This is a genomic window from Phytobacter palmae (assembly GCF_039409775.1).
Lineage (GTDB): Bacteria > Pseudomonadota > Gammaproteobacteria > Enterobacterales > Enterobacteriaceae > Phytobacter > Phytobacter palmae.
Genome location: NZ_JBCIVJ010000008.1, coordinates 129,174 through 154,550, shown reverse-complemented (window position 1 = coordinate 154,550; position 25,377 = coordinate 129,174). Strand labels below are relative to the sequence as shown.

Below are 25,377 nucleotides of genomic sequence, written 5' to 3'. Positions count from 1 at the left end.
CATAGCGGAAACGGAGCAAGATCACAGAATGGATAAAAAGCTAAAAATCACTGAAATCGCCCGGCGTACCAACCTGTCGACCAGCACTGTTTCCCGTGTGCTGGCCGGGAAGGCCAATACCAGCGAAACGGCCAGACGCCTGGTGCTGGAATGTGCGCGTGAGTTAGGGGTAATGGACGGGATTGCCGCCGGGCGGTTATTGCTCAATAACCTGGTGATCTTCGCACCGCAGCGGGCGTTTGATGAACGTTCCGATATCTTTTATTACCGCGTAATTCAAAGTATTAGCAAGGCACTGGATTCCCACGAGGTGCGGCTGCGTTACTGCCCGCTGGAAGAGCTGGACAGCGATGCTAATACCTTCATTGCACGAATGAATGAGCCGGAAACGCAGGCGGCAATTTTGTTGGGGATTGATGATCCGCATATTCATGAACTGGCAGCGGATTTTGCCAAACCTTGCGTACTGATTAACTGTCGCGATAAACGGATGCGCCTGCCGACGGTCGCTCCGGACCATCGGGCGATTGGTGAGTTTGCCGCTGATTATCTGTTTGATTCCGGTCATCGCGATATGGTGGTCGTGATGTGTCTGCGCCGCTATACCATGGACCTGCGGCTGGCAGGCATTAAAGACGCCTGGCAGCAGCGAAATCTGCGCTTTCAGAGTAAGCGCGATCTGATCACTGTCCCGAGTTTTAGCGCAAGAGAAGCACAGGAGCGGGTGGGGGAGTGGCTCGACTGTCCCACACATAAGAATCCGCCGACCGCGTTTTTAGTCGGGGGGGATTTTATGGCAGAAGGGACCGTACGGGCGTTGCAGCAACGTGACTTACGTGTTCCGCAGGATGTCTCGGTGATGAGTATTGACGCGTTCAACCTGGCCGCCATCCAGGATGTACCGCTGACGGCAGTTCATGTGCCGCGCGATGAACTCGGTACTGAGGCGGTCTGTATGTTGCAGCAACGGCTTATTCGCCCGCAGGCGGCAATTGGTTCGCTGTTGATTAATGGCATGCTGGTGGTGAGAGAGTCGGTACGGCGGATACGTCCGGGACAACGACGTACCGCCGTGGAGCGAGAAGGGTTGTATGACGTTTAGATCATCCCGAGCGCCCTTTTTCCATACTCATTCAAATCGGCCAGCGTGAAGCGCCCCTCCCAGTTCGCTTCATAATCTTCGCGCGGAAAATCACCTGGCGATGCGCCATTTTCCAGTGCGACTTTAGCTTTACGCGCCCAGGCGAGGTTTTTCTCACACAGGGGGGCGGCGGGAATATACATCACGTTGCCCCAGCCCTGTTGCTCTTTTACCGGAGCGACGGAGTGAATGACATCGCAATGCCACCAGACGGAGTCCCCCGCTTCCAGCGCCGGGATGGACGTTAACGCTTCTATCAATAGTGGATGCCATTTTTCAGAAATGGGTAGCACTTTACCTGGCGCCACACCACACAACTCATCTTCCGGTACATCGTCCAGCAGTGGGCGAAGCAGAACATAGGCCATCGCTTCCGGGATCGGCACGACATGCAACAACCCCTGGCCCGGGATCATATCGGATAGCGCCGTCCAGCCCTGGAAGGTGCGGAACACCGAACATTTGGTGGTGTTCTCGACGGTGTACTCTTCCACCTCAGTACGATGTGCGGCATCCCACGGATCGTATTCGTCCAGCCTGCCATTAAAAACGCTGGCAAATACCCGTTGATACGCCGGAAGCAGCCAGCGTTCCAGTGCGCCAGAATCGGTATGGGCACCTAAACCTTTTGATGTCGTTCCCGGCGGACGGCGACGAATACGGTCCGGGTAAATTACGCTGACATCCGGGTCAAACCACTTCGTACCTTCGCTTTCAAAGCGCCACAAACGGTTAAGAAACGATTGTACGGCAGCCATTTCGTCGCTCTGGCGCGCCTGCATTTGTGATTGTGACCAGTAGATCGGATAAATTTCCGGGCGCGAGGCATCTAGAGAGCCGAAGAAATTATCGCCTGGCCCTTTGTAGATATCGTCAAAGTGGTTTTGCTCAAGATAGGCCATCATATCGCGGTCCCAGCCGAGCGCTCGCTCGCGAGGAAAATGCCCTTTGATAACCGCACAGCCGCGTTGCTTAATCAGCGCACGCTGTTGCTCGCTTATCCGTCCCTGTTTCACCTCTTCAAAGGGGATCACCGGCCAGACATTCTCACCCTGTGCCTTTAACGCGTTGATCTCTGCGACGCGCTGGCTAATCCGCGCGTGGAGTTGATTGAATACAGCTTTCACGTCACCGATTTGCTGGCGTAATTCCTGCTTCATTTGCCGGATAGCCGCTTTATGGTCGACGGGTAAAGTTTCGCTGGTGAATGTCATAATGGCCTCTCAATCTTTCATTCGAAAGTAATTAAGCTTACAAATGATACTTTAAGTTAAAATTAAGTTAATGCAAGTTTAAAAACTTGATGCGGAGCACAAAGCTGAAAGAAGGAGAGAGAAAGGAAGAAGTGAAACGGCCGGAACGAACACCGGCCGGGAAAATCAGTGGAACGGGGAAGTGCCGTCCAGTACCGCCTGAATCACATTCAGTGCGCCCTGATGGTTGTTGTCATCGGTGCGATGACGGGCAATCGCTTTGATGGCGTCGCTGGCGTTACCCATGGCGAACGAAAACGCCGTCATGCGCAACATTTCGGCATCGTTGCCGCTATCGCCAATTGTCACACACTCTTGCGGTGAAACCTGCCAGCGCTTCAGCAGACGGGTAATACCGTTGGCTTTGTGCAGACCGGGAATGATCAGATCGACAAAACCAAAGCCGCTGGTCACAGGTTTCATAATCCCGTCCAGAGAAACATGTAATTTATCAATTAATTGAGGGATTTCGCTGTCCGGTAAATTGAGCGAAAATTTGAACAGGGTATCGTTGATCTGGTGGTAGTCACTTACGCGTTGCAGGCGATGATAGTGCTTTGCCATCAGGTCGATAAAACTATCCGGCGCGTTTTCGCTGACCCAGGCGCTTTCCAGCCCACAGGCGACAAAATTCAGCTCTTTGTCTTTTAGTAATTCGCCAATCACCACCCGGGCTTCGTGACGGGTAAGCTCACCGTGAAACAGTTGCTGACCATGTTCAAAGACCAGCGCGCCGTTTTCGGCCACAAAAGAGATCTGATCTTTCAGTTCAGGGAAAAAGGAAATGAGCTGGTAATACTGGTTGCCGCTGGCGACGACAAATTCAATATCACGTTGCCTGAGTTGGGCAAACTGCGCCATAAAACGATCGCGGTCGTATTGTTTGGCGTCGTCAAGAAAAGTTCCGTCCATATCAGTGACGATAACTTTTACAGTCATACATATGCTCCTGGTCTGGGTACCACTCGTAACATTGTAATAACAGTGTGACCTGAAGCACAAATTTATTTCATTCGAAAGTAAAAGCAAAACGGCAACCTCAGGTTGCCGTTTCAATTTTTTCCCTCTTACAGGGGGAGAGGAGACGTGTTTCATCTACTTGAGATGCCACGTTGCCCGGCTAAGCGCAGCGCCAGCCGGGGTGGGAAGTTAAAGTGTATGCTCGGTGCGCGCAATAATGTCATCCTGCGCATCCGGTGACAGAGCGGTGAAGAACGCGGAATACCCTGCAACACGCACCACCAGGTCGCGATATTGATCCGGGTGTTTTTTCGCTTCCAGCAACGTCTCACGGGAGACAATATTGTACTGAATATGCCAGCCTTTATGATCCTCAAAGAAAGTGCGCAGCAGCAGCATCAGTTTCTGCCTGTCACTGTCATTCTCAAGCGTTGACGGGTTCAGCTTCTGGTTAAGCAATACGCCGCCGAGAATCGCCGCCGTCGGCAGTTTCCCCACCGAACCGATTACCGCCGTTGGGCCAAGATGATCTGTCCCCGATGCCGGACTTGCCCCTTCGGCGAGCGGAGTTCTGGCTTTACGTCCGTCCGGTGTCGCCATAGTTGCCGCACCAAATGGCACATTCGCGGAGATAGAAGAGGTCCCGGCGTAATAATTGCCGCCAATCGGGCCGCGTCCGAAACGTGGGTTATGGTAATTTTTCAGCTCGTCGATATAGGTCTGGTAAGCGCGAACCAGCAGCGCATCCACACTGTCATCATCATTGCCATACTTCGGCGCACTGTTAATCAAGCGCTGGCGTAACTGCTCATGCGTCAGACCGTCGAAATCAGCGGCCAGCGCCTCAGCGAGCTGCTGTTGCCCGATAGTACCCTGCTCGAACACCAGTTTTTTGACCGCTGCCAGGCTGTTTCCGAGGTTGGCGATGCCCACCTGCAGACCAGAGACCCAGTCATATTTTGCGCCACCCTGTTTTATACTTTTTGCCCGTTCGATACAGTCATCTACCAGTGCGGAACAGAGAATATCGTGGACGTTCTCTTCGAGCATGGTGTCAACAACGTACTCAATTTCAATAGATTTACGGGTGTAGTAGCGTATCTGGCTATCCCAGTCGGCCATCACCTCGTCAAAGCCGGTGAAATTGCCTTTCGACAACGCATGCTCCTGCGGCAGGAACACTTTGCCACTGGTGGCATCACGTCCCCCCTCCAGTGCAGCCAGCATAACGCGGGCAAAGTTGATAAAGCTCATCCCGGTGCAGCGATAACCCCATTTACCGCCGACGGCGGTCTCGATACAACCAATCGCCGCGTAGTCGTATGCATCCTGCGGTTCGACGCCAAGTTTAATAAACTCAGGGATCACGATTTCATCGTTGTTAAACGCCGGCATCCCGAAGCCGCAGCGGATCACCTGTACGCAGGCATCCAGGAAATCGTTACTCATACCCGCGTGATAGCGTACGCTGAGGTTCGGCTGGGTGGAGCGCAGGCGGCCACAGGATTCCAGAATCGCGTAGGAGAGCGGATTGACGGCATCCATTGGCGCATTGTTGACCAGTTTCTGACCGCCAATGGTCACGTTCTGGTACAGCGGGCTGCCCGCAGAGGCTTTGGAGTGCGAGCCGGAGCGGATTTTATTCACTTCCAGTAATTTCAGCCAGCAGCCGTGCAGCATTTCGATGGCCTGCTCGCGGGACACCGACTGGTCCAGCTCCACATCGCGACGATAGTAAGGATACAGATACTGATCCATGCGCCCAAAGGAGACAGAATGGCCGTTGGATTCAATTTGCAGGATTAACTGGATGAAATAGCACAGTTGCAGTGCCTGCCAGAATGTTTTCGGCGGTTCGTGGGCAATCACATCGCAGTTTTCCGCCATCGCCAGCAGTTCATCCCGGCGGCTGACGCGGGTTTCCGCACTGGCCATCTGACGGGCGAGGTCGGCGAAACGTTCAATATGCTGGCTGACGGCATTGAGCACGATATCAATCGCTTTCAGGAACTGTTCGCCGTGCAAATCCTCCAGCACGGTGAGGTTAATGCGTGAACGGCGCTCGCCCACTTTATGACGCAGGCCGTCCAGCCCTTTTTCCAGTAGCAGCGGGAAATTCACTGCCAGATGCGCGTCGCCCGAAGTCATATTGCCTTCGGCCTTGATAATGCCGGTTTCCAGCAGCGCTTTTTGCTCATCGGTAAACATGCCGTAGCAGCGATCCTGCACGGTCTGGCCGCGCCACCACGGACAAATGGCATGCAGTACCTGTTTATTTTCTTCGCTCACCGCAAAGCCAGCACCAGGACGATCCGCCAGGTCATCGATCTCTTTTTCAATCCAGCTGACGGTATATTCCGGGAAGATAGGCGCGGCTCGCACTTCGCTTGCCTGGTTGCCGACGATCAGTTCGTCGTGCTTGATCCAGATGGTGCGCTCAGCCAGATGGTGGGCTAGCGCCAGCGCGCGGCGTACCGGAATGGGCTTATCCATATGCTGCTGATACATCTCGGTATAGTGCTGTGCGCGCTCGGTACAAACCGGCGGTTTTACAATATGCACCAGCGCATTCTTATGCGCCTTAATACGATCGGTCAGGGTCGAAAGTTGCAAAGTTGTCATGAGATTATCCTCGTAATAGTGCTGTCAGCCCTTTCTGGCTGGCGTAGTTCTGGGCGAATGCCAGTAACGCCGGTGCATCAAGCGGCTTGTCAGGAGCGGTGTAGGGTTGACTGAGTAAGGTGTATTTATTCATGCCCAGCGTGTGATAGGGCAAAAAGTGGATCTCGCGGACGTTCAGTTCATCGGCGGCGAAATTGGTGATATCAGAAATGGATTTTTCATCGGCATTGAAGCCAGGAATCAACGGCACGCGGATGGTCATCTGCTTACCGGCATTAGCCAGTCGTTTCAGGTTATCCAGCACGCGTCTGGCGCTGCCGTCAGTCCACTGTTTAAACGCAATGCTATCAACATGTTTCAGGTCGGCGAGAAACAGATCCACATAGGGCAGCGAGCGCTCTATGTAGTGCCAGGGTACGTGCAGGCATGTTTCAACGGCGGTGTGAATGCCTTGTTCATGGCTTGCTTTAAAGAGGGCGAAAACCAGGTCCGGTTGCATAAACGGCTCGCCACCGGAAAGCGTAATACCCCCGCCGCTGCGGGAATAAAAAGCTTTATCGCGCAATACTGCTGCCATGATGTCATCGACGGATTTACCTTCCCCGCAGACGGTCAACGCCTGTGTCGGGCAGCAAGTGGCCAGGGTATTAAGGTCGCTCTCCGTCAACTTTTCACGGGCAATCAGCAGGCCGTTAAGTGCCCGGTGAATAGCCTTCGGGGCGGCCTGCTGGCAAAGATCGCAACCTTCCAGGCACAATCTGGCGTCGAACAGCACTTCGCGTTCGCGGGCGCGGCTTTCGGGGTTCTGACACCAGCGGCAGCCTAATGAACAGCCTTTCAGAAAGACGACGGTGCGAATACCAGGGCCATCATGGGTGGAGTAGCGTTGAATATTGAAAATCATAGGTTGCCCTCATCTTGCGTATGAAGATTAAATTACTTTCGAATGAAAGTTATATTGATTAAGGTCAACTCTCGGGCAGGTTAATGCGTGTTAGTTTTAAAGCATGCTGAATCTCACATTTTGAGGGTGAAAGAATGGAACTCTATCTCGATACATCAGACGTGGCGGCGGTGAAACGGCTGGCGCGCATTTTTCCGCTTGCGGGCGTAACCACCAATCCAAGTATTGTGGCGGCGGGTAAAACGCCGGTTGAGGTGTTGCTGCCGCAATTGTACGACGCGCTGGATGGCAAAGGTCGCTTATTTGCCCAGGTTATGGCGAACACCGCTGAGGGTATGGTGGCGGATGCGCATAAGCTACGCGCTATTATTCCCGATCTGGTGGTGAAAGTGCCGGTGACGGCGGAGGGGCTGGCAGCTATTAAGTGCCTGAAAGCAGAAGGTATCCCAACGCTTGGCACGGCCGTATACGGCGCCGGGCAGGGGCTGTTGTCTGCACTGGCGGGGGCGGAGTATGTCGCACCCTATGTGAACCGCGTGGATGCGCAGGGCGGTGACGGCATTCAGACAGTAAATGACTTACAGCGTTTGCTGAGCCTGCATGCGCCAGGGGCGAAGGTGCTGGCGGCCAGCTTTAAGACGCCACGTCAGGCGCTGGAGTGCCTGCTGGCAGGCTGTGAGTCAATTACGCTGCCGCTGGATGTGGCACAACAGTTTATCGCCGCGCCAGCGGTGGATGCGGCTATCGCGAAGTTCGAGCAGGACTGGCAAACGGCGTTTGGCCGTACATCGATTTAATCCGGTGCGCTCTGGTGTCCCCACTGGACGTGGTTTCAATCAGGTGCACAGGGGGGCACATCAACGTCATTTCCCGGATGGCGGAGTAAACGTCTTGTCCGGGCTACAGGACAAGGCCGATGCCAGGATAGCCCGGCTGGCGCAGCGCCAGCCGGAAGGTATCACCAGTGTCTTATCTCGTGCAGATCGGCTCTCTCTTTGGCGAAGAGGGAGTGAAAACACTAAAAAGGCAACTTACGTTGCCTTTTGCTGTTTAGCTCCGCAGACCTCACACCGAGGGTCACGCATCAGCTTCATTTCGCGAAACTGGCAGGTCATTGCGTCATACATCACGATTTTTCCGGCGGCAGGCACGCCATAGTGTGTCAGCACTTTGATTGCTTCCAGCGCCTGTAGCGAACCGATGACTCCTACCAGCGGTGCCATGACGCCCGCTTCGACACAGGTGAGCGCGTTTTCACCAAACAGACGGCTCAGACAACGGTAGCAGGGCTCGCCGTCCCCCCAGGTAAAGACACTGATTTGCCCCTCCATACGAATGGCGGCACCGGAGACCAGCGGAATATGATGCGCGAAGCATCCGGCGTTAAGCTGATTGCGAATGGCGACATTATCCGTGCAATCCAGCACCAGATCGTGGGCGGCAATCTGTTCTGACAGGGCGCTTTCATGCAGCATGGCGTTAAGGGTATCGAGCTGAACATGCGGGTTAATTCGCGCCAGTGCGGCTCTGGCGGACTCCACTTTCGGCTCGCCAATCGTCGCATCGCTGTGCAGCGTCTGGCGCTGGAGATTGGAGAGCGCCACGGTATCAAAATCCAGAAGCGTCATCTGACCAATACCCGCCGCTGCCAGATATTGCGCAGCAGCGCAGCCCAGACCGCCCAGCCCCACTACCAGCACGCGTGATGCTTTTAACCGCTCCTGCCCGTCAAAATCGAAGCCGCGCAGAATAATCTGTCGGTTATAGCGCAGCATCTCCTCATCGCTCAGCTCAACTGACATCTTAGCCCCCGAAGAGATGGTTAAAAATTTCAACCTCAACCCATTCGCCTGGTTCCACATGACCACGCTCACACTCCAGCACCACAAAGCAGTTGCCCTGACTAAACGAACTGAAGATATGCGATCCCTGCGGGCCGGTGGTGCTGACAATCAGCTCGCCGCTGCTATCGCGGCTGAGGATGCCACGCTGGAAATCAAGACGCCCCGGCGTTTTCTTAAGGCGCGTTGCCGCGCGGGCGCGCAGTCGCAGCGGCAGCGGGCTTGCGGTATTGCCGCTCAGCTTCGCCAGTAGCGGCTGTACTAACTGGTAGAAGGTCAGTGCGGCGGAGACCGGATTGCCGGGCAATCCACAGAACCAGCTTTTCCTGAGGCTGCCGAAGGCGAATGGTTTGCCGGGCTTAATGGCGAGCTTCCAGAAAGTGATTTCACCCACGTCATTGAGGATAGTTTTGGTGTAATCCGCTTCACCCACCGACACACCGCCGGAGCTGATCACCACGTCGGCCTGCTGGTCAGCGGTGATAAAGGTCTCACGCAGAATTGCGGGATCGTCACGCACGATGCCAAGGTTGATGACCTCGCAGCCCAACTGTTCCAGCATCAGGTGCACCGTCAGGCGATTGGTATCGTAGATTTGTCCGTCAGCCAGCGGCTGGCCTGGCAGTTGCAGCTCATCGCCAGTGGAAAAGAGCGCCACGCGGACCCTGCGCACGACCGCCACTTCGGCAATACCCAGCGAGGCGAGCACCGGTAGTTCGGCGGCGGTCAGTTTTTTCCCGGCGCTGAACACGGCAGCGCCCGCGCGAATATCTTCGCCTGTCAGACGGATGTTTTGCCCGGCCCTGACCTTACCGGTGAAGCGCACGCCCGCGTCGGTTTGCTCGGTCTCCTCCTGCATTACCACGGCTTCACAGCCAGCCGGGACCGGGGCTCCGGTCATAATGCGCACGCAGGTGCCGGCAGGCCACTCGCCGTGAAATGGCTGTCCGGCGAAAGCTTTTCCGGCAACCGGCAGCGGTTCACCTTTTTCGATATCGGCCAGGCGGACGGCATAACCGTCCATGGCGGCATTGTCAAAACCCGGCACATTGAGCGGTGAAATCACGTCCTGCGCCACAACGCGGCCAAAACAGTTCAGCAGCGGTAAAGTTTCGCTTTCTGTGAGTGGCGAAACGCGGGAAAGCATTTGCGCCAGGGCCGAATCCAGCGGGATCAAGCCTGCGGTATATTCCATAATTTACTCCAGCACCACGCGTGAAAGGGGCCATTATGGCAGAAAATGAGGCCTGACTGCATGTCCTCCTCAAGTGCCAGAGTGAGATGCCTGCTTTACATCGCAGGATCGACTTTCTATATTCAAAAATTGTATGAAGCTGTGACGACGATAATGATATTTATAGAAAAAGCAGCAAGCTATCCTGACCGGGCGATAAAAAAATGACCAAAGCGGTAATTGCAATTCATGGTGGCGCAGGGGCCATCTCCCGCGCGCAACTGAGCCCGGAAAAAGAACGGCAGTATATTGCCGCACTCTCGGCCATTGTCGAAACCGGCCAGAAGATGCTCAATGCCGGAGAAAGCGCGCTGGATGTGGTAACGGAGGCCGTGCGCTTACTTGAAGAGTGTCCGCTGTTTAACGCGGGCATTGGTTCTGTTTTTACCCGTGATGAAACCCACGAGCTGGACGCCTGTGTAATGGACGGGTACTCACTGCGCGCTGGCGCTGTCGCCGGTGTTAGCCGCTTACGTAATCCGGTGCTGGCGGCACGGCTGGTGATGGAACGCAGCCCGCATGTGTTGCTGGTGGGGGAAGGGGCGGAGAAATTTGCCTTTGCCGAAGGGATGGAGTCGGTGTCGCCCGAAATTTTTTCCACGCCGGAGCGGTACGAACAACTGCTTGCCGCCCGTGCGGCAGGACAGACTGCGCTGGATCATGGCGGCGCGCCGCTGGATGAAACGAAAAAAATGGGCACCGTCGGGGCGGTGGCGCTGGATAAACAGGGAAACCTGGCGGCGGCGACCTCGACAGGCGGTATGACCAATAAATTGCCGGGGAGGGTAGGAGACAGTCCGCTACCCGGCGCAGGGTGTTATGCCAACAACGCAAGCGTAGCGGTCTCCTGCACCGGAACAGGGGAAGTGTTTATCCGCGCGCTGGCTGCCTATGATATCGCTGCGCTGATGGATTATGGCGGATTAAGCCTGCACGAAGCCTGTGAAGCCGTGGTGATGGATAAACTGCCTGTGCTGGGCGGTAGCGGCGGCCTGATTGCCGTCGATCGTGATGGAAATATCGCATTGCCTTTCAACAGCGAAGGGATGTATCGGGCCTGGGGCTATGCCGGAGATGCGCCAAGCGTAGGGATTTATCGTGAATAAGGAGAGTGGGGTGTCGCACGGGTATGAAACAGACGCCGATGTGGTGCTGGATGTCAGCAATCTGAATGTCGCGTTTCGTCATGAAAAACAGCTCACCCAGGCGGTGCGTAACCTGTCATTTACCCTTAAACGCGGTGAAACGCTGGCGATTGTCGGAGAGTCGGGATCGGGTAAGTCGGTTACCGCCATGTCGCTACTGCGTCTGCTGGAACAGGCTGGCGGGGAGGTGAGCTGCGATCATATGCGCCTTTTGCGCCGTAACCGGGAGCGTGTCGACCTGGCGACACTCAACGCCTCTCGCCTGCGGGGGGTTCGCGGGGCCGACATCGCTATGATTTTTCAGGAACCAATGACCTCACTTAACCCGGTCTTTCCGGTGGGTGAGCAAATTGCCGAATCCATCCGTCTGCATCAGGGTCTGGGCAAAGAAGAGGCGTTAGCAGAGGCCCGGCGGATGCTGGATCTGGTACGCATCCCCGAATCAGAGTCCATTTTGTCTCGTTATCCGCATCAGCTTTCCGGCGGCATGCGCCAGCGGGTGATGATTGCCATGGCGCTCTCCTGTCGTCCGGCGGTGCTGATTGCCGATGAGCCGACGACGGCGCTGGATGTGACTATCCAGGCGCAGATTCTGCAACTCATCGCCGTGCTGCAAAAAGAGATGGCGATGGGCGTGATTTTTATCACCCATGATATGGGGGTTGTGGCAGATATTGCCGATCGCGTGCTGGTGATGTATCAGGGCGAAGCGGTGGAGACGGGTAGCGTAGAACAGATTTTTAACGCACCGCAACATATCTACACGAAAGCCTTACTGGCAGCGGTACCGCGTCTTGGCGCGATGAACGGCAGCGATCTACCGCGTCGTTTTCCTCTGGTTTCGTTACAACATCCTGAACACCAGGAGCCGGAAACCGAGCAGGATACTGTCGTGCCGGGCGAGCCGATTCTGCAGGTCCGCGACCTGGTCGCGCGTTTCCCGCTCCGCAGCGGGATTTTAAACCGTGTAACCCGTGAAGTTCATGCGGTGGAAGGGGTGAGCTTCGACCTGTGGCCGGGCGAAACCCTATCGCTGGTTGGGGAGTCCGGCTGCGGTAAATCGACCACCGGAAGGGCGTTGTTGCGGCTGGTGGAAAGCCAGAGCGGGGTCATTACCTTTCAGGGCGAGCGTATCGATACGCTACCCGACGGTAAGTTGCAGCCGCTGCGACGGGACATTCAATTTATTTTCCAGGACCCTTACGCCTCCCTCGACCCCCGTCAGACCGTGGGCTATTCCATTATGGAACCGCTGCGGGTGCATGGCGTGATGAATGAGGAAGATGCCCGGCGGCGGGTGCAGTGGTTGCTGGAACGTGTAGGGTTGAAACCGGAACATGCGTGGCGTTATCCCCATGAGTTTTCCGGCGGCCAGCGTCAGCGTATCTGTATTGCCAGAGCACTGGCCTTAAACCCGCGCGTGGTGGTGGCAGACGAATCGGTTTCGGCGCTGGATGTCTCGATTCGTGCCCAAATCATCAACTTGCTACTTGATTTACAACGGGAGATGGGGATTGCGTTTCTGTTTATTTCTCATGACATGGCGGTCGTGGAGCGAATCAGCCACCGTGTGGCCGTGATGTATCTCGGCCAGATTGTGGAAATTGGCCCACGTCGCGCCGTGTTTGAGAACCCGCAGCACCCTTATACCCGTAAACTTATGGCCGCCGTTCCGGTGGCCGACCCGTCTCACCCGAGGGCGCAGCGGGTGTTGTTGTCGGATGAAATCCCCAGCAACATCCATAAACGCGGCGAGACGGTACAGCGTGTGCAGTTGCAGAACATCGGCCCGGGTCATTTCGTCGCCCGTACGACGCCGGGTAACACACAATCACGTTTTTGACAGAAACAGGCAGGGACACTCAGGAGAACAACATGACACAAGCTTTACCACGTAAATGGCAGATTGCGTTTGCAGTTGCCATCGCGCTGAGCGCCGCGCCAGCACTGGCTGCCAAAGATGTTGTGGTCGCGGTGGCGTCGAATTTCACCACCCTTGACCCCTACAATGCCAATGACACATTGTCGCAGGCTGTCGCTAAGTCGTTCTATCAGGGGCTGTTTGGCCTTGATAAAGATATGAAGCTGCATAATGTGCTCGCTGAAAGTTATACGGTGTCAGATGACGGCCTGGTGTACACCGTCAAGCTGCGTCAGGGGGTAAAATTCCAGGACGGGACCGACTTTAACGCACAGGCGGTAAAGGCTAACCTCGATCGCGCGAGCAATCCGGACAATGCGCTCAAGCGCTACAACCTGTATAAGAACATCGCGAAAACCGATGCGGTGGATGCGACGACGGTCAAAATCACCCTGAAACAGCCATTTTCGGCTTTTATCAACATTCTGGCCCACCCGGCGACGGCGATGATCTCACCTGCCGCGCTGGAAAAATATGGTAAGGACATCGGCTTTCACCCGGTGGGGACCGGCCCTTATGAGCTGGACACCTGGAACCAGACCGATTTTGTGAAGGTGAAGAAATTCGCCGGGTACTGGCAAAAAGGGCTGCCGAAACTGGACACCATTACCTGGCGTCCGGTCGTCGACAACAATACCCGAGCGGCGATGCTGCAGACGGGTGAAGCGCAGTTCGCTTTCCCGATTCCGTATGAGCAGGCGGCGGTGCTGCAGAAAAACAGCAAACTGGAGCTGGTGGCCAGCCCCTCGATTATGCAGCGCTACATCAGTATGAACGTGACGCAAAAGCCTTTCGACAACCCGAAAGTGCGCGAAGCTATCAACTACGCTATTAACCGTCAGGCGCTGGTGAAAGTGGCATTCGCCGGGTATGCGACCCCGGCAACGGGCATTGTTCCACCGTCGCTGGCTAATGCGCAAACTTATCAGCCGTGGCCTTATGATCCTGCTAAAGCCCGCGAATTGTTGAAAGAGGCAGGCTATCCAAACGGGTTCAGTACCACACTGTGGTCATCACATAACCACAGCACCGCGCAAAAAGTGCTGCAGTTTACCCAGCAGCAGTTAGCACAAGTGGGCATCAAAGCTCAGGTGACGGCGATGGATGCCGGACAGCGCGCGGCGGAAGTGGAAGCGAAAGGGCAGAAAGAGAGCGGCGTGAGGATGTTCTATACGGGCTGGTCGGCATCGACCGGGGAAGCGGACTGGGCGCTGTCGCCGCTGTTTGCCTCGCAGAACTGGCCGCCAACACTCTTCAACACGGCGTTCTACAGTAACCCGCAGGTAGATAAAGACCTGGCTGACGCGCTGAAAACCACCAATAATCAGGAAAAAACCAGGCTCTACAAAGAGGCGCAGGATATCATCTGGAAAGAGTCCCCCTGGGTGCCGCTGGTGGTGGAGAAGCTGGTTTCCGCTCACAACAAGAACCTCACGGGGTTCTACATCATGCCGGATACCGGCTTTAGTTTTGACGAGGCCGACCTGAAATAAGAGCGCATCTCCCCTCTTCGCGTTAGAGGGGAGTGACGGAAGAGACGATGCTGAATTATGTTTTAAAACGCCTTCTGGGTCTTATCCCGACGCTACTGATCGTGGCGGTGCTGGTGTTTTTATTTGTTCACCTCTTACCGGGCGATCCGGCACGGCTGATTGCCGGGCCGGAGGCCGATGAGCAGGTGATTGGACTGGTGCGTCAGCAATTGGGTCTCGACAGGCCGCTGTATATCCAGTTCGGGCACTACATTATGAATGTCCTGCAGGGCGATTTCGGTATCTCGATGGCCTCTCGCCGTCCGGTCGTCGACGAGATAGCCAGCCGCTTTTTCCCGACGTTCTGGCTGACCATTGCCAGTATGACCTGGGCGATGCTGTTTGGCCTGGTGGCGGGTATTGCCGCCGCTGTATGGCGTAACCGCTGGCCGGATAGATTAGGCATGGCGCTGGCGGTGACCGGGATCTCCTTTCCGGCCTTCGCGCTGGGCATGCTGCTGATGCAGGTTTTCTCCGTTGAACTGGGCTGGTTGCCGACGGTCGGAGCCGATAGCTGGCGGCACTATATTTTACCCTCGATGACGCTGGGGGCCGCTGTGGCCGCAGTGATGGCGCGCTTTACCCGCGCCTCTTTTGTCGATGTGCTCAATGAAGACTACATGCGTACCGCGCGCGCCAAGGGGCTCAGCGAAAAATGGGTCATACTCAAGCATGGCCTGCGCAATGCGCTGATCCCGGTGATCACCATGATGGGGCTACAGTTTGGCTTTTTGCTTGGCGGCTCGATTGTCGTTGAGAAAGTTTTCAACTGGCCCGGCCTCGGGCGTTTGCTGGTGGACTCTGTTGATATGCGCGATTACCCGGTTATCCAGGCAGAAGTCCTGCTCTTCTCGCTGGAGTTTATTCTTATCAATTTAGTGGTGGATGTGCTGTATGTCGCCATTAACCCCGCTATCAGGTACAAGTAAGGATGCGATTGTTAAACTGGCGTCGAGCGGCGATTTTAAACGCCATGCCTGGGCTGAAACCAGACCAGGTACGTACCCCGTGGCATGAGTTCTGGCGGCGTTTTCGTCGTCAGCCCCTGGCGATGACCGCCGGGCTGTTTGTGCTGATTCTGATTTTGTTGGCGATCGTCGCACCGTGGATTGCTCCTTTCGATGCCGAAAACTATTTTGACTATGACCGTCTCAATGAAGGGCCATCGGCTTTGCACTGGTTTGGCGTGGATTCCCTGGGCCGCGATATCTTCAGCCGTGTGCTGTTGGGGGCGAGGATCTCGCTGGCGGCCGGGGTGCTGGCGGTATTGATTGGCGCGCTGACTGGCACCGTACTGGGTCTGCTGGCCGGGTATTACGAAGGCTGGTGGGATCGCATCATCATGCGCGTTTGCGATGTACTGTTCGCTTTTCCGGGTATTTTGCTGGCGATTGCCGTCGTGGCGGTAATGGGTAGCGGAATGACCAACGTCATTATTGCCGTGGCGGTTTTCTCTGTTCCTGCTTTCGCCCGACTCGTGCGCGGCAACACCCTGGTTCTTAAACACCAGACTTTTGTCGAGTCGGCGCGCAGTATTGGCGCAAGCGACATGACTATTCTGTTTAGCCATATTTTTCCGGGAACGGTGTCGTCGATCGTGGTCTATTTCACGATGCGTATTGGCACCTCAATTATTTCGGCAGCGAGTCTCTCTTTTCTCGGCCTGGGGGCGCAACCGCCTACGCCTGAGTGGGGCGCTATGCTTAATGAAGCCCGCGCGGATATGGTGATCGCTCCCCATGTGGCGCTCTTCCCCTCACTGGCGATTTTCCTGACCGTGCTCGCGTTTAACCTGTTAGGCGATGGGCTACGGGATGCGCTGGATCCCAAAATCAAAGGGTAATTAATACCTCACTCAGGGCCTTGAGAAACGCGGGAAGTACCGGGTTTGGATTGGCCTTTGAGTACACCAGGAAATTGTGCGCCTGAATATTGACCCCTTCGATATTCATAAAGGTGACATTGGCCATGCCCAGCGCCCGCGAAGATCCGGGCACAATCGCGCACCCCAGTCCGGCATTTACCATTCCCAGGATGGTATGGGTCTGGGCCAGTTGATATTTAAAATCTGGGGTGACGTTGTTGAAAACGAACAGGTCGGTAATGCGGTCATAAAAATGGCGCGCTTCATCGGGGCTGTAAAGAAAAAAGGGCTCATTGTTAAAGGCGCTCAGGGGAATTTTTCGCTTGCGTGCCAGCGGGTGATCGCAATGAAAAGCGGCGACGAACGTCTCGCCCTGAAGGGGTTGATACGCCAGCAGCGGGTTTGGTGGGACATGGCGCACAAAACCAACGTCAAGACTGTTATTTTCGACTGAGCTGATTTGTTTGTGAGAGACCTGTTCAAATAGACGAAAATCGACCCCCGGTAATTTCACCGACAGCGCTTTGAGCAATTGCGGAATAAAGCTCCATGCAAATACTGCCGTAAATCCCATTGATAACGTGCCGATTTCGCCGGACGCGCATTGCTGAACGGAGGATTCAAGTCTGTCTGCCAGTTTGAGTATTAATCGTGACTCCGTCAGCAAATGTTGCCCCATATGAGTGAGCTGCACGTGACGGTTATTTCTCTCAAATAGCGCCCCGCCCAGGCTTTTTTCCAGAAGCTGTATCTGGCGGCTCAGCGGCGGCTGGGTCATATGCAGGCGGGCTGCGGCGCGACCGAAGTTCAGTTCTTCAGCCACGGCGATAAAACAACGCAATTGATGCAAATCCATAATTCAATTCTTATATTAATGAATACCGGATTTATATTAGACATGAATTATTAGTCTGTCCATCATCTGCTTAATAACTACGCGACGGATAATGGATATGACAAATAATATGGCTCAACAAAAAGCACACATTTTATTAACCCAGGCGGTGCCCGCACCGATTGATGAAATATTATTGCGCGACTATGAAGTACATCGTCTTTATCAGGCGAACGAACCGAAAAAAATGCTGGCTGAGATTGGCCCCTTGATTGAAGGTGTGGTGACCGGCGGTGCAAAAGGGCTTTCCCGTGAGGTGATGGAGTGTCTTCCGGCGCTTAAAATTGTCGCTATCAGTGGTATCGGCACAGATGCCGTCGACCTGGCTTATGCGGCCAGGCACGGTATCTACGTCACCACAACGCCAGGCGTGCTGACCGATGACGTGGCGGATATGGCGCTGGGCCTGTTGATTTCCACCCTGCGGCAAATGAGCGAAGGCGAGCAGGTCGTACGTGCGGGACGCTGGCCGCACACTAACCTGCCGCTGGCGCGCAAAGTGAGTGGCACCACGGTCGGGATTATCGGCATGGGGCGCGTTGGCCAGGCGATTGCCAGACGCGTCGCCGCCTTCGACGCCCGCATTCTCTATACCGACCTCGCCCCGATCGCCGCCCTTGATTACACCTTTATTGCTGATATTCACGCGCTGGCGCAGGAAGTGGACGTGCTGGTGCTTGCGGCCTCTGCCGATAGCGGCAAGGTGATCATCAGTGAGTCGGTGCTGGAGGCGCTGGGGCCAGAGGGTTATTTCATCAATGTGGCGCGTGGCAAGCTGGTGGATGAAGCTGCCTTGCTCGATGCCTTGATCCATAAACGCATTGCCGGAGCCGGACTGGATGTGTTTGCCCATGAGCCGCATGTACCGGAAGGGTTTTTCACTCTCAATAACGTCACTCTGCAGCCGCACCGTGCCAGCGCGACCGTCCAGACACGCCTTGAGATGGGCAAGATTGTGCTGGCGAACCTGACGGCCTGCTTTAGCGGCAACCTGCCGCCGAACCGGGTATAGCCATCGTCTCTGAACCCTACAAATATAAGAGTGAGAAAACTATGAGCAAACAAATGGATGTCTCGCTGGAGCAGGTCAAACGGGTAGGGCACCACCGCTATTGGGTGCTTGGGCTGATTTTCATCATCACGGTTATTAACTATGCCGACCGTGCCACCATGTCGATTGCCGGAACCTCGGTGGTGAAAGAGTTGGGCCTCGATCCGATGATGCTGGGGATGATCTTCTCCGCCTTCGCCTGGGCCTACGCGCTGGGGCAGATCCCCGGCGGCTGGCTGCTGGACCGTTTTGGCGCCAAAAAAGTCTACGGCATGAGCCTGGTGCTGTGGTCTGTGTTCACGATGCTACAGGGTACCGTGGGCTGGATAGGGATGACCGGCAGTCTTGCGGCGATGACCCTGTTTCTGATGCGATTCATGCTGGGCCTGGTGGAGTCGCCCGCGTTCCCGGCTAATTCCCGTATCGTCTCCAGTTGGTTCCCGACGCGCGAACGTGGCGTGGCCTCGGCGCTCTTTAACTCAGGGCAATATATGGCGGTGGTGGTCTTTACGCCTGTCATGGCGTGGCTTACCCATGCCTGGGGCTGGGAACATGTATTCCTGTGGATGGGAGGCGTAGGGCTGGTGCTGGCCGCAGTGTGGTTTGCCTGGTATAAGGAGCCACATAAAGATCCGCGCCTGACGCAAGAAGAGAAAAATCTGATGCGCGAGGGTGGCGCGCTGGTGGACCTGGACAGTGAGGGGGCGGCAAAGTCGAAGAAAACCTCGTTGCGCGATGCCGGGTGTCTGTTCACCAACCGCAACCTGTGGGCCATTTATCTTGGACAGTACTGCATTACGGCGCTGACCTATTTTTTTATTACCTGGTTCCCCATCTACCTGATTCAGGGACGCGGGATGACCATCATGCAGGCAGGGTGGGTCGCTGCACTGCCCGCCATCTGTGGTTTTACCGGCGGTCTGCTGGGAGGGTATCTGTCTGACGTTCTGATTAGCCGGGGCATGCATGCTTCCCGTGCCCGTAAAACGCCGTTCGTGCTCGGAATGGGGCTCTCCACCATGCTGGTGTTCGCTAACTTTGTTGACAGCAACAGCGCGGTGATTTTCCTGATGGCGATGGCATTCTTCGGCAAGGGCTTCGCGGCAGTGGGCTGGGCCGTATTGTCCGATGTTGCGCCGAAAACGATGATCGGCTTGTGCGGCGGCGTGTTCAACGGCATCGGTAATATTGCCGGGATCGTGACACCACTGGTCATCGGCTATGTGGTGACGGTGACAGGTTCGTTTAATAACGCGTTGTGGTTTGTGGCGGCGCACGGTGCGCTGGCGGTGGTGAGTTACCTGCTGATTGCGACACGCTTTGAACGTGTTGAAGCGGTATAAAGAGAGAAAGACGCCGCCTGGGAACAGGCGGCGACAGGGTCAGACGCGGCTACCCCACAGATCGTACTCGTCGGCGTTTTCGACTTTCACACGAATGATATCGCCCGGTTTCACGTTCGTTTCCCCGTTCAGATAGACCGCGCCGTCGATTTCCGGTGCATCTGCCATGCTGCGGCCGATGGCCCCTTCTTCGTCGACTTCATCAATTATCACCAGAATTTCGCGGCCCACTTTTTCCTGCAAACGCTCAGCGGAAATCTGCTGTTGTAGCTGCATAAAGCGGTTCCAGCGCTCTTCTTTGATCTCTTCCGGCACCTGATCGGCCAGCTCGTTTGCGGTCGCACCATCCACCGGGCTGTATTTGAAGCAGCCAACGCGATCCAGACGCGCTTCTTTGAGGAAATCGAGCAGCATCTGGAAATCTTCTTCGGTTTCACCAGGGAAGCCGACGATAAAGGTCGAACGCAGGGTCAGATCCGGGCAGATTTCGCGCCACTGTTTGATGCGCGCCAGTTGGCGGTCAACGGAGCCAGGACGTTTCATCAGTTTCAGAATACGCGGGCTGGCGTGTTGCAGCGGGATATCCAGATACGGCAGGATTTTGCCTTCGGCCATCAAAGGAATGACATCATCAACGTGCGGGTAAGGGTAAACATAGTGCAGGCGCGTCCAGATACCCAGTTTTGCCAGCTGTTCGCACAGACCGACCATGCTGGTTTTTACCGGTTCGCCATTGTGGAAGCCCATACGGTGCTTCACGTCCACGCCGTAAGCGGAGGTATCCTGAGAGATAACGAGGATCTCTTTCACCCCAGCATCCACCAGACGTTTGGCTTCGCTTAACACTTCACCAATCGGCCGGCTTACCAGATCCCCGCGCATTGACGGAATAATGCAGAAGGTGCAGCGATGGTTGCAGCCTTCGGAAATTTTCAGATACGCGTAATGACGTGGGGTCAGTTTGACGCCCTGTTCCGGCACCAGGCTCAGGAACGGGTTGTGTTTCGGTTTCGGCACATAGTGATGCACGTGCTCAAGCACCTGCTCATAGCTATGCGGACCGGTGATTTCCAGCACTTTCGGATGGACTTCACGAATCTGATCGACTTTGGCGCCCAGACAGCCGGTGACAATCACTTTGCCATTTTCATTAAGGGCTTCGCCAATGGCTTCCAGCGACTCTTGTACCGCGCTGTCGATAAAGCCGCAGGTATTGACGATAACCATATCGGCGTCGTTGTAGCTCGGTACCACGTCATAGCCTTCGGTGCGCAGTTCGGTGAGGATGCGCTCGGAGTCAACGAGGTTTTTCGGGCACCCTAATGATATAAATCCAATCTTAGACATTTTTTGTACAATCAGTTGCTCACAATGCCGGGGATTATATAGACGCCGCAACTTTATAGCTACATCAGGTGGTCAAGTGATCGCCAGGATAAAGGGACAACCAGGAACTGAATCGGCACGGATAATCTGGACACTTCTGAGCCGTCGATAATATTGATTTTCATATTCCGTCGGTGACATTTGATCGCCAGAACCATGCCGACGCTTACTGTTATAAAACATTTCGATGTAATCAAAAATATCGCTGCGGGCTTCTTCCCGCGTTCCATAGATCTTTTTCTTTATCCGTTCACGCTTTAGCAACTGGAAAAAGCTTTCTGCAACTGCATTATCGTGGCAGTTACCGCGACGGCTCATGCTGCCCTCCAGGCCGTGTGATTTCAGGAACGACTGCCACTCATGGCTTGTGTACTGACTGCCCTGATCAGAGTGAACCAGCACCTGTTTTTGGGGATTACGCCGCCATACAGCCATCAGCAATGCGTTCAGGACAATGTCCTTTGTCATCCGGGATTGCATTGACCAGCCGATAATTTTGCGGGAGAACAGGTCAACCACCACGGCAAGATACAGCCAGCCTTCGTGGGTCCTGATGTAGGTGATGTCCGTTACCCAACGCTCATCCGGCGAGTCCGGATTGAACTGCCGCTGGAGCCTGTTGGGTGCAACGATGCTGGCTTCGCCTTTACGTGCCCGCGGGCTCCGGTATCCGACCTGAGCCTTTATCCCGGCACGTTTCATCAGTCGCCAGACTCTGTTGACTCCGCACTGTTGCCCGCTGTCCCGCAGATCCAGATGGATCTTGCGATAACCATAGACGCATCCCGACTCCAGCCAGAACTGTTTAATCTGTCCTGTCAGTCTCAGGTCTGTCTGATGGCGTTGTGAATGCGGCTGCTGAAGCCAGGCGTAAAAGCCACCGGAATGAACATCCAGCACCCGACAGAGCAGGCGAACAGGCCAGCAACATGTGTTGTCACGGATAAAGGCGTACCTCAGTCGGACAGCTTTGCGAAGTACGCCGCTGTAGATTCAATTGGTCAACGCAACAGTCATGTGAAAACATGTAGTTGCGGAGGATTGTTGGATGAGACGGACATTTACAGCAAAGGAAAAAACATCTGTTTTTGAACTGTGGAAGAACGGAAAAGGCTTCAGTGAGATAGCTAATATCCTGGGTTCGAAACCAGGAACCATCTTCACGATGTTAAGAGATACTGGCGGCATAAAACCCAATGAGCGCAAGCGAGCTGTTGCTCACCTGACGCTGTCTGAGCGCGAGGAAATACGAGCCGGTCTGTCAGCTAAAATGAGCATTCGAGCCATCGCTACAATGCTGAATCGTAGCCCTTCGACAATCTCACGTGAAGTCCAGCGTAATCGTGGCAGGCGCTATTACAAAGCCGTTGATGCGAATAACCGGGCCAACAGGATGGCTAAAAGACCAAAACCGTGCTTACTGGATCAGAATATGCCGTTGCGAGAGCTTGTTCTGGAAAAGCTTGAGATGAAGTGGTCCCCAGAGCAAATATCAGGATGGTTAAGGCGAGCGAAACCGCGTCAAAAAACACTACGAATATCACCTGAGACAATTTATAAGACGCTTTACTTTCGTAGTCGTGAAGCGCTACACCACCTGAACGTACAGCATCTGCGCCGATCGCACAGCCTCCGTCATGGCAGGCGCCATACTCGCAAAGGTGAAAGAGGCACTATCAACATAGTGAACGGAACGCCAATCCACGAACGTTCCCGGCATATCGATAACAGACGCTCTCTGGGACACTGGGAAGGCGATTTAGTCTCGGGTACAAAAAACTCTCATATAGCCACACTTGTAGACCGAAAATCACGTTATACGATCATCCTGAGACTCAGGGGCAAAGACGCTTTATCAGTGAATCAGGCTCTTACAGATAAATTCCTGAGCCTACCACCTGAACTCCGGCGATCACTGACATGGGACAGAGGAATGGAGCTGGCCAGACATCTGGAATTTACTGACAGCACAGGAGTTAAAGTTTACTTCTGCGATCCTCAGAGCCCCTGGCAGCGGGGAACAAACGAGAACACTAATGGGCTAATCCGACAGTACTTTCCCAAAAAGACATGCCTTGCCCAATATACTCAGCATGAGCTGGATCAGGTTGCAGCTCAGCTAAACAACAGACCGAGAAAGACACTGAAGTTCAAAACACCTAAAGAGATAATTGAAAGGGGTGTTGCGTTGACAGATTGAATCTACAGCGGCTTTTTTTAATATGTCTCGTTCGTCGGTAACCCGCTTCAGCTCTTTCTGGAGACGGCGGATCTCAGCCTGAGCATCTGACTGTTCTTTATTATTGGAAGAATCCGGACCGTATTTCTTTATCCAGGCGTAAAGGCTGTGGGTGGTGATATCGAGACGTGTTGCAACGCTGGAAACAAAATAACCACGATCAACAACCTGTTTGACTGCTTCAATTTTAAACTCTTCGGGATAACGCTTACCGCTCATGGGCACCTCTCTTTAAGTCATCTTAAATGACTCAGAGGTGTCTGTTAAACCCGTGGCGATTCAAAACCAACTAAACAAAGAACACCCGACGCACAACATTTATTCCTTCATGAAATGATGCATGTATGGCAACATCAGAAGGGAATGTGGGTAAGAACAAGAGGGATGATGTCGTGTGCAGCCGATTATACATATAGTTTAGATAAGAATAATATTCTTAGTTATAGCCTTGAACAACAAGCATCAATTGTAAGTGATTATTGGTTGTTAAAATATTATGGTTTTTATGGTCACAGCAATCTTTATACCTTGAGAGAGTATGATCCATCAGAACCTGCAAGAAATTTATTATCCAAATATGAGAAAGTATTAGGGAGATTTCCGAGATGATAAAATATTTTTTTGTTCTTCCAATAGTTATATTGCTAACTGGATGTCCTGGGAAAGGTCGAGAAGGGGCGGAAACAGGTGAACGGCAATCAATCTATATCGATAATGGGCGGGTTTGTTTTACCGTAAATAAAAAAGATATACTTAGCCGTTATGTTCTCTCTACAAACGGAAGTAATTATAAAGAATTACTGGTTGGTGATGGGGTTCGTCTTTCATATCCAGATAGTTGTTTTTCAGTAAGTTTAGAGAAAGGTATTATATACGGGGTAAGCTACACTTTGAATGAAAAAAATTATTACTACACATTCATTCTTGATAATGATGGAAATGTTCTTGATCTAAAAGGGGAGTAAACGTTACTTCTGTTACCTCTTGTATGTAATGCCCTACAATAAAACCCTCTATAATTGAGGGTCTTACATCTAAATTATTATTAATAGCTTTCCTATACCATAGAAATGGAGCTGTTAAGATTACTTGCCTTCAAAACATAGAATAATCGAAACCCAACCCATCCATTTTTTGATAAAAAATCCAGGCAATAATTTACTCAGGGAAAAGTATAGTCAGTTTTTTACCGTCTGAATTAAAATATTGTTGACTCGAGCCGCTTCAACCCCGCCTACAAAATGCCGCATACCCAGATTACAGAATTAAGGGATTGTACAGATATCGCCGGGAGATTTATAGAGGCTTCTCGGCCGGGCAGGATGAAAAAATGGGGCTGCCTTCTGCAACGGCTTCATTATAATTTTATGGGACAAAAATCGCCGCAATCAAAACTCATCAACCGTATCCCGGTGAGTATTAATAACAGTAAATGCTAAATAGTTGTGCTCGACACTGAAACTGATAGTGGTTTCATAAACATCTTCAATATTCATGTCCTGGCATAAATTAAAGATGAAATAGTTAATTTTATAATAAAGGACGTAAGTATTGTCGTGTAAGTGCACAACCTTGCTGATAATGAAATCGTTAGTCGATCTCGCATGCGGACTGATAAAAGTTAAATCCATATTAAGCACAGGGATAAGCGCCGGGTTTTGCCGGTTTTGTTCAAGGTAATCATGTAGCTGTGCAGCGGCATCTGCATTGTGCGCATTAATTGCGCTTGTCAGGGGAAACGTGTTCATAGCGACCCTTTTCATATTGTGTGTGGAATTAACATAACACGCGCTATGTGGTTCTTCCTAAAGCGTTAACGGGGTATTTTAGGGTACAACATCAGGCCGGGGAAAATACCTCTGAAGAGTACTTTTCTGGTTGGCTTTACGCCGAAATGGCCTGGTTGTTTGTCGCGAAAATAAGGCAAGTAAAAAAAAGCCGCTCGGACGAACGGCATATATACAACACGGGAATTACAAGAAACATAATGATTTTCGATCTAAATAATAGCTTGCTAATGATTGCGTGTCAGCAATCTTTATCGCT

At 53.6% G+C, this 25,377-nt stretch carries 20 protein-coding genes and 2 pseudogenes; 11 read left to right on the top strand and 11 right to left on the bottom strand.

Annotation, left to right across the window (positions count from 1 at the left end; translation table 11 throughout):
* The first annotated feature begins 28 nt into the window (after positions 1-28).
* Positions 29-1,102, top strand: coding sequence for a LacI family DNA-binding transcriptional regulator (locus AAIG39_RS12130; RefSeq protein ID WP_343193949.1), 1,074 nt, complete (start codon positions 29-31; stop codon positions 1,100-1,102).
* On the opposite strand, the gene AAIG39_RS12125 is transcribed toward AAIG39_RS12130, so the two are convergent.
* From AAIG39_RS12125 to AAIG39_RS12110, 4 genes are all read right to left on the bottom strand, one after another.
* Complete coding sequence (locus AAIG39_RS12125; protein ID WP_090086981.1) at positions 1,099-2,355, bottom strand: DUF1479 domain-containing protein; 1,257 nt, start codon at positions 2,353-2,355, stop codon at positions 1,099-1,101. The genes AAIG39_RS12130 and AAIG39_RS12125 overlap by 4 nt on opposite strands.
* Before the next feature lie 165 nt (positions 2,356-2,520).
* On the bottom strand, positions 2,521-3,333 hold the full coding sequence (locus tag AAIG39_RS12120) for a Cof-type HAD-IIB family hydrolase (RefSeq protein WP_343193948.1): 813 nt from the start codon (positions 3,331-3,333) through the stop codon (positions 2,521-2,523).
* A gap of 210 nt (positions 3,334-3,543) precedes the next feature.
* Complete coding sequence (locus AAIG39_RS12115; RefSeq protein ID WP_090086985.1) at positions 3,544-5,976, bottom strand: formate C-acetyltransferase/glycerol dehydratase family glycyl radical enzyme; 2,433 nt, start codon at positions 5,974-5,976, stop codon at positions 3,544-3,546.
* A 4-nt stretch (positions 5,977-5,980) separates the two neighbouring features.
* On the bottom strand, positions 5,981-6,880 hold the full coding sequence (locus AAIG39_RS12110) for a glycyl-radical enzyme activating protein (RefSeq protein WP_343193947.1): 900 nt from the start codon (positions 6,878-6,880) through the stop codon (positions 5,981-5,983).
* Positions 6,881-7,014: 134 nt separating this feature from the next.
* Here AAIG39_RS12110 and fsa point away from each other — a divergent pair, with 134 nt between their 5' ends.
* A complete protein-coding gene (gene fsa / locus AAIG39_RS12105) occupies positions 7,015-7,677 on the top strand; it encodes a fructose-6-phosphate aldolase (protein WP_090086989.1) in 663 nt (220 codons plus the stop codon).
* A 234-nt stretch (positions 7,678-7,911) separates the two neighbouring features.
* On the opposite strand, the gene moeB is transcribed toward fsa, so the two are convergent.
* Both moeB and moeA read right to left on the bottom strand, forming a co-directional pair.
* Positions 7,912-8,682: a molybdopterin-synthase adenylyltransferase MoeB gene (moeB, locus tag AAIG39_RS12100; RefSeq protein ID WP_343193946.1), complete on the bottom strand. Its 771-nt coding sequence runs from the start codon at positions 8,680-8,682 to the stop codon at positions 7,912-7,914.
* Position 8,683: 1 nt separating this feature from the next.
* Positions 8,684-9,916: a molybdopterin molybdotransferase MoeA gene (moeA, locus tag AAIG39_RS12095; protein WP_090086993.1), complete on the bottom strand. Its 1,233-nt coding sequence runs from the start codon at positions 9,914-9,916 to the stop codon at positions 8,684-8,686.
* Positions 9,917-10,119: 203 nt separating this feature from the next.
* On the opposite strand from moeA, the gene iaaA reads away from it, so the two are divergent.
* From iaaA to gsiD, 5 genes are read left to right on the top strand one after another with little or no spacing between them, the layout of a single operon-like run.
* Positions 10,120-11,061, top strand: a complete 942-nt coding sequence (iaaA, locus tag AAIG39_RS12090) for a beta-aspartyl-peptidase (RefSeq protein ID WP_090086995.1) — start codon at positions 10,120-10,122, stop codon at positions 11,059-11,061.
* A 10-nt stretch (positions 11,062-11,071) separates the two neighbouring features.
* Positions 11,072-12,943, top strand: a complete 1,872-nt coding sequence (gene gsiA, locus AAIG39_RS12085; protein ID WP_343193972.1) for a glutathione ABC transporter ATP-binding protein GsiA — start codon at positions 11,072-11,074, stop codon at positions 12,941-12,943.
* A gap of 32 nt (positions 12,944-12,975) precedes the next feature.
* A complete protein-coding gene (gsiB, locus tag AAIG39_RS12080) occupies positions 12,976-14,514 on the top strand; it encodes a glutathione ABC transporter substrate-binding protein GsiB (protein ID WP_090086999.1) in 1,539 nt (512 codons plus the stop codon).
* 47 nt (positions 14,515-14,561) lie between these two features.
* Positions 14,562-15,482, top strand: a complete 921-nt coding sequence (gene gsiC, locus AAIG39_RS12075) for a glutathione ABC transporter permease GsiC (RefSeq protein WP_343193945.1) — start codon at positions 14,562-14,564, stop codon at positions 15,480-15,482.
* A gap of 2 nt (positions 15,483-15,484) precedes the next feature.
* Complete coding sequence (gene gsiD / locus AAIG39_RS12070; protein ID WP_090087003.1) at positions 15,485-16,396, top strand: glutathione ABC transporter permease GsiD; 912 nt, start codon at positions 15,485-15,487, stop codon at positions 16,394-16,396.
* On the opposite strand, the gene AAIG39_RS12065 is transcribed toward gsiD, so the two are convergent.
* Positions 16,386-17,273: a LysR family transcriptional regulator gene (locus AAIG39_RS12065; protein WP_249568625.1), complete on the bottom strand. Its 888-nt coding sequence runs from the start codon at positions 17,271-17,273 to the stop codon at positions 16,386-16,388. The genes gsiD and AAIG39_RS12065 overlap by 11 nt on opposite strands.
* Positions 17,274-17,370: 97 nt before the next feature.
* Here AAIG39_RS12065 and AAIG39_RS12060 point away from each other — a divergent pair, with 97 nt between their 5' ends.
* Together AAIG39_RS12060 and AAIG39_RS12055 are read left to right on the top strand one after the other, a co-directional pair.
* Positions 17,371-18,324 carry a 2-hydroxyacid dehydrogenase gene (locus tag AAIG39_RS12060; protein WP_343193944.1) on the top strand — a complete coding sequence of 318 codons (954 nt, stop codon included), beginning with the start codon at positions 17,371-17,373 and terminating at the stop codon, positions 18,322-18,324.
* A 41-nt stretch (positions 18,325-18,365) separates the two neighbouring features.
* Positions 18,366-19,706 carry an MFS transporter gene (locus AAIG39_RS12055; RefSeq protein ID WP_343193943.1) on the top strand — a complete coding sequence of 447 codons (1,341 nt, stop codon included), beginning with the start codon at positions 18,366-18,368 and terminating at the stop codon, positions 19,704-19,706.
* Between the two features lie 39 nt (positions 19,707-19,745).
* Here AAIG39_RS12055 and rimO read toward each other — a convergent pair whose 3' ends face one another.
* Together rimO and AAIG39_RS12045 are read right to left on the bottom strand one after the other, a co-directional pair.
* Entirely contained in the window at positions 19,746-21,053 is a 1,308-nt protein-coding gene (gene rimO / locus AAIG39_RS12050; RefSeq protein WP_343193942.1) for a 30S ribosomal protein S12 methylthiotransferase RimO, read from the bottom strand.
* Positions 21,054-21,125: 72 nt separating this feature from the next.
* Positions 21,126-22,073 (bottom strand): annotated as a pseudogene (locus AAIG39_RS12045) (IS3 family transposase); the annotation flags it as partial.
* Positions 22,074-22,140: 67 nt separating this feature from the next.
* Between AAIG39_RS12045 and AAIG39_RS12040 the strand changes: the two are divergent.
* A complete protein-coding gene (locus AAIG39_RS12040; RefSeq protein WP_039025592.1) occupies positions 22,141-23,292 on the top strand; it encodes an IS30-like element IS30H family transposase in 1,152 nt (383 codons plus the stop codon).
* A gap of 9 nt (positions 23,293-23,301) precedes the next feature.
* Here AAIG39_RS12040 and AAIG39_RS12035 read toward each other — a convergent pair.
* Positions 23,302-23,550: pseudogene (locus tag AAIG39_RS12035) on the bottom strand (transposase); the annotation flags it as partial.
* A 386-nt stretch (positions 23,551-23,936) separates the two neighbouring features.
* Between AAIG39_RS12035 and AAIG39_RS12025 the strand changes: the two are divergent.
* Positions 23,937-24,296 carry a putative T6SS immunity periplasmic lipoprotein gene (locus tag AAIG39_RS12025; protein ID WP_343193941.1) on the top strand — a complete coding sequence of 120 codons (360 nt, stop codon included), beginning with the start codon at positions 23,937-23,939 and terminating at the stop codon, positions 24,294-24,296.
* Between the two features lie 423 nt (positions 24,297-24,719).
* Here the strand turns inward: AAIG39_RS12025 and AAIG39_RS12020 are convergent, their stop codons facing one another.
* The gene (locus AAIG39_RS12020; protein WP_343193940.1) at positions 24,720-25,079 is read right to left on the bottom strand and encodes a hypothetical protein; all 360 of its coding nucleotides are present in this window, start codon (positions 25,077-25,079) and stop codon (positions 24,720-24,722) included.
* Positions 25,080-25,377 lie beyond the last annotated feature (298 nt).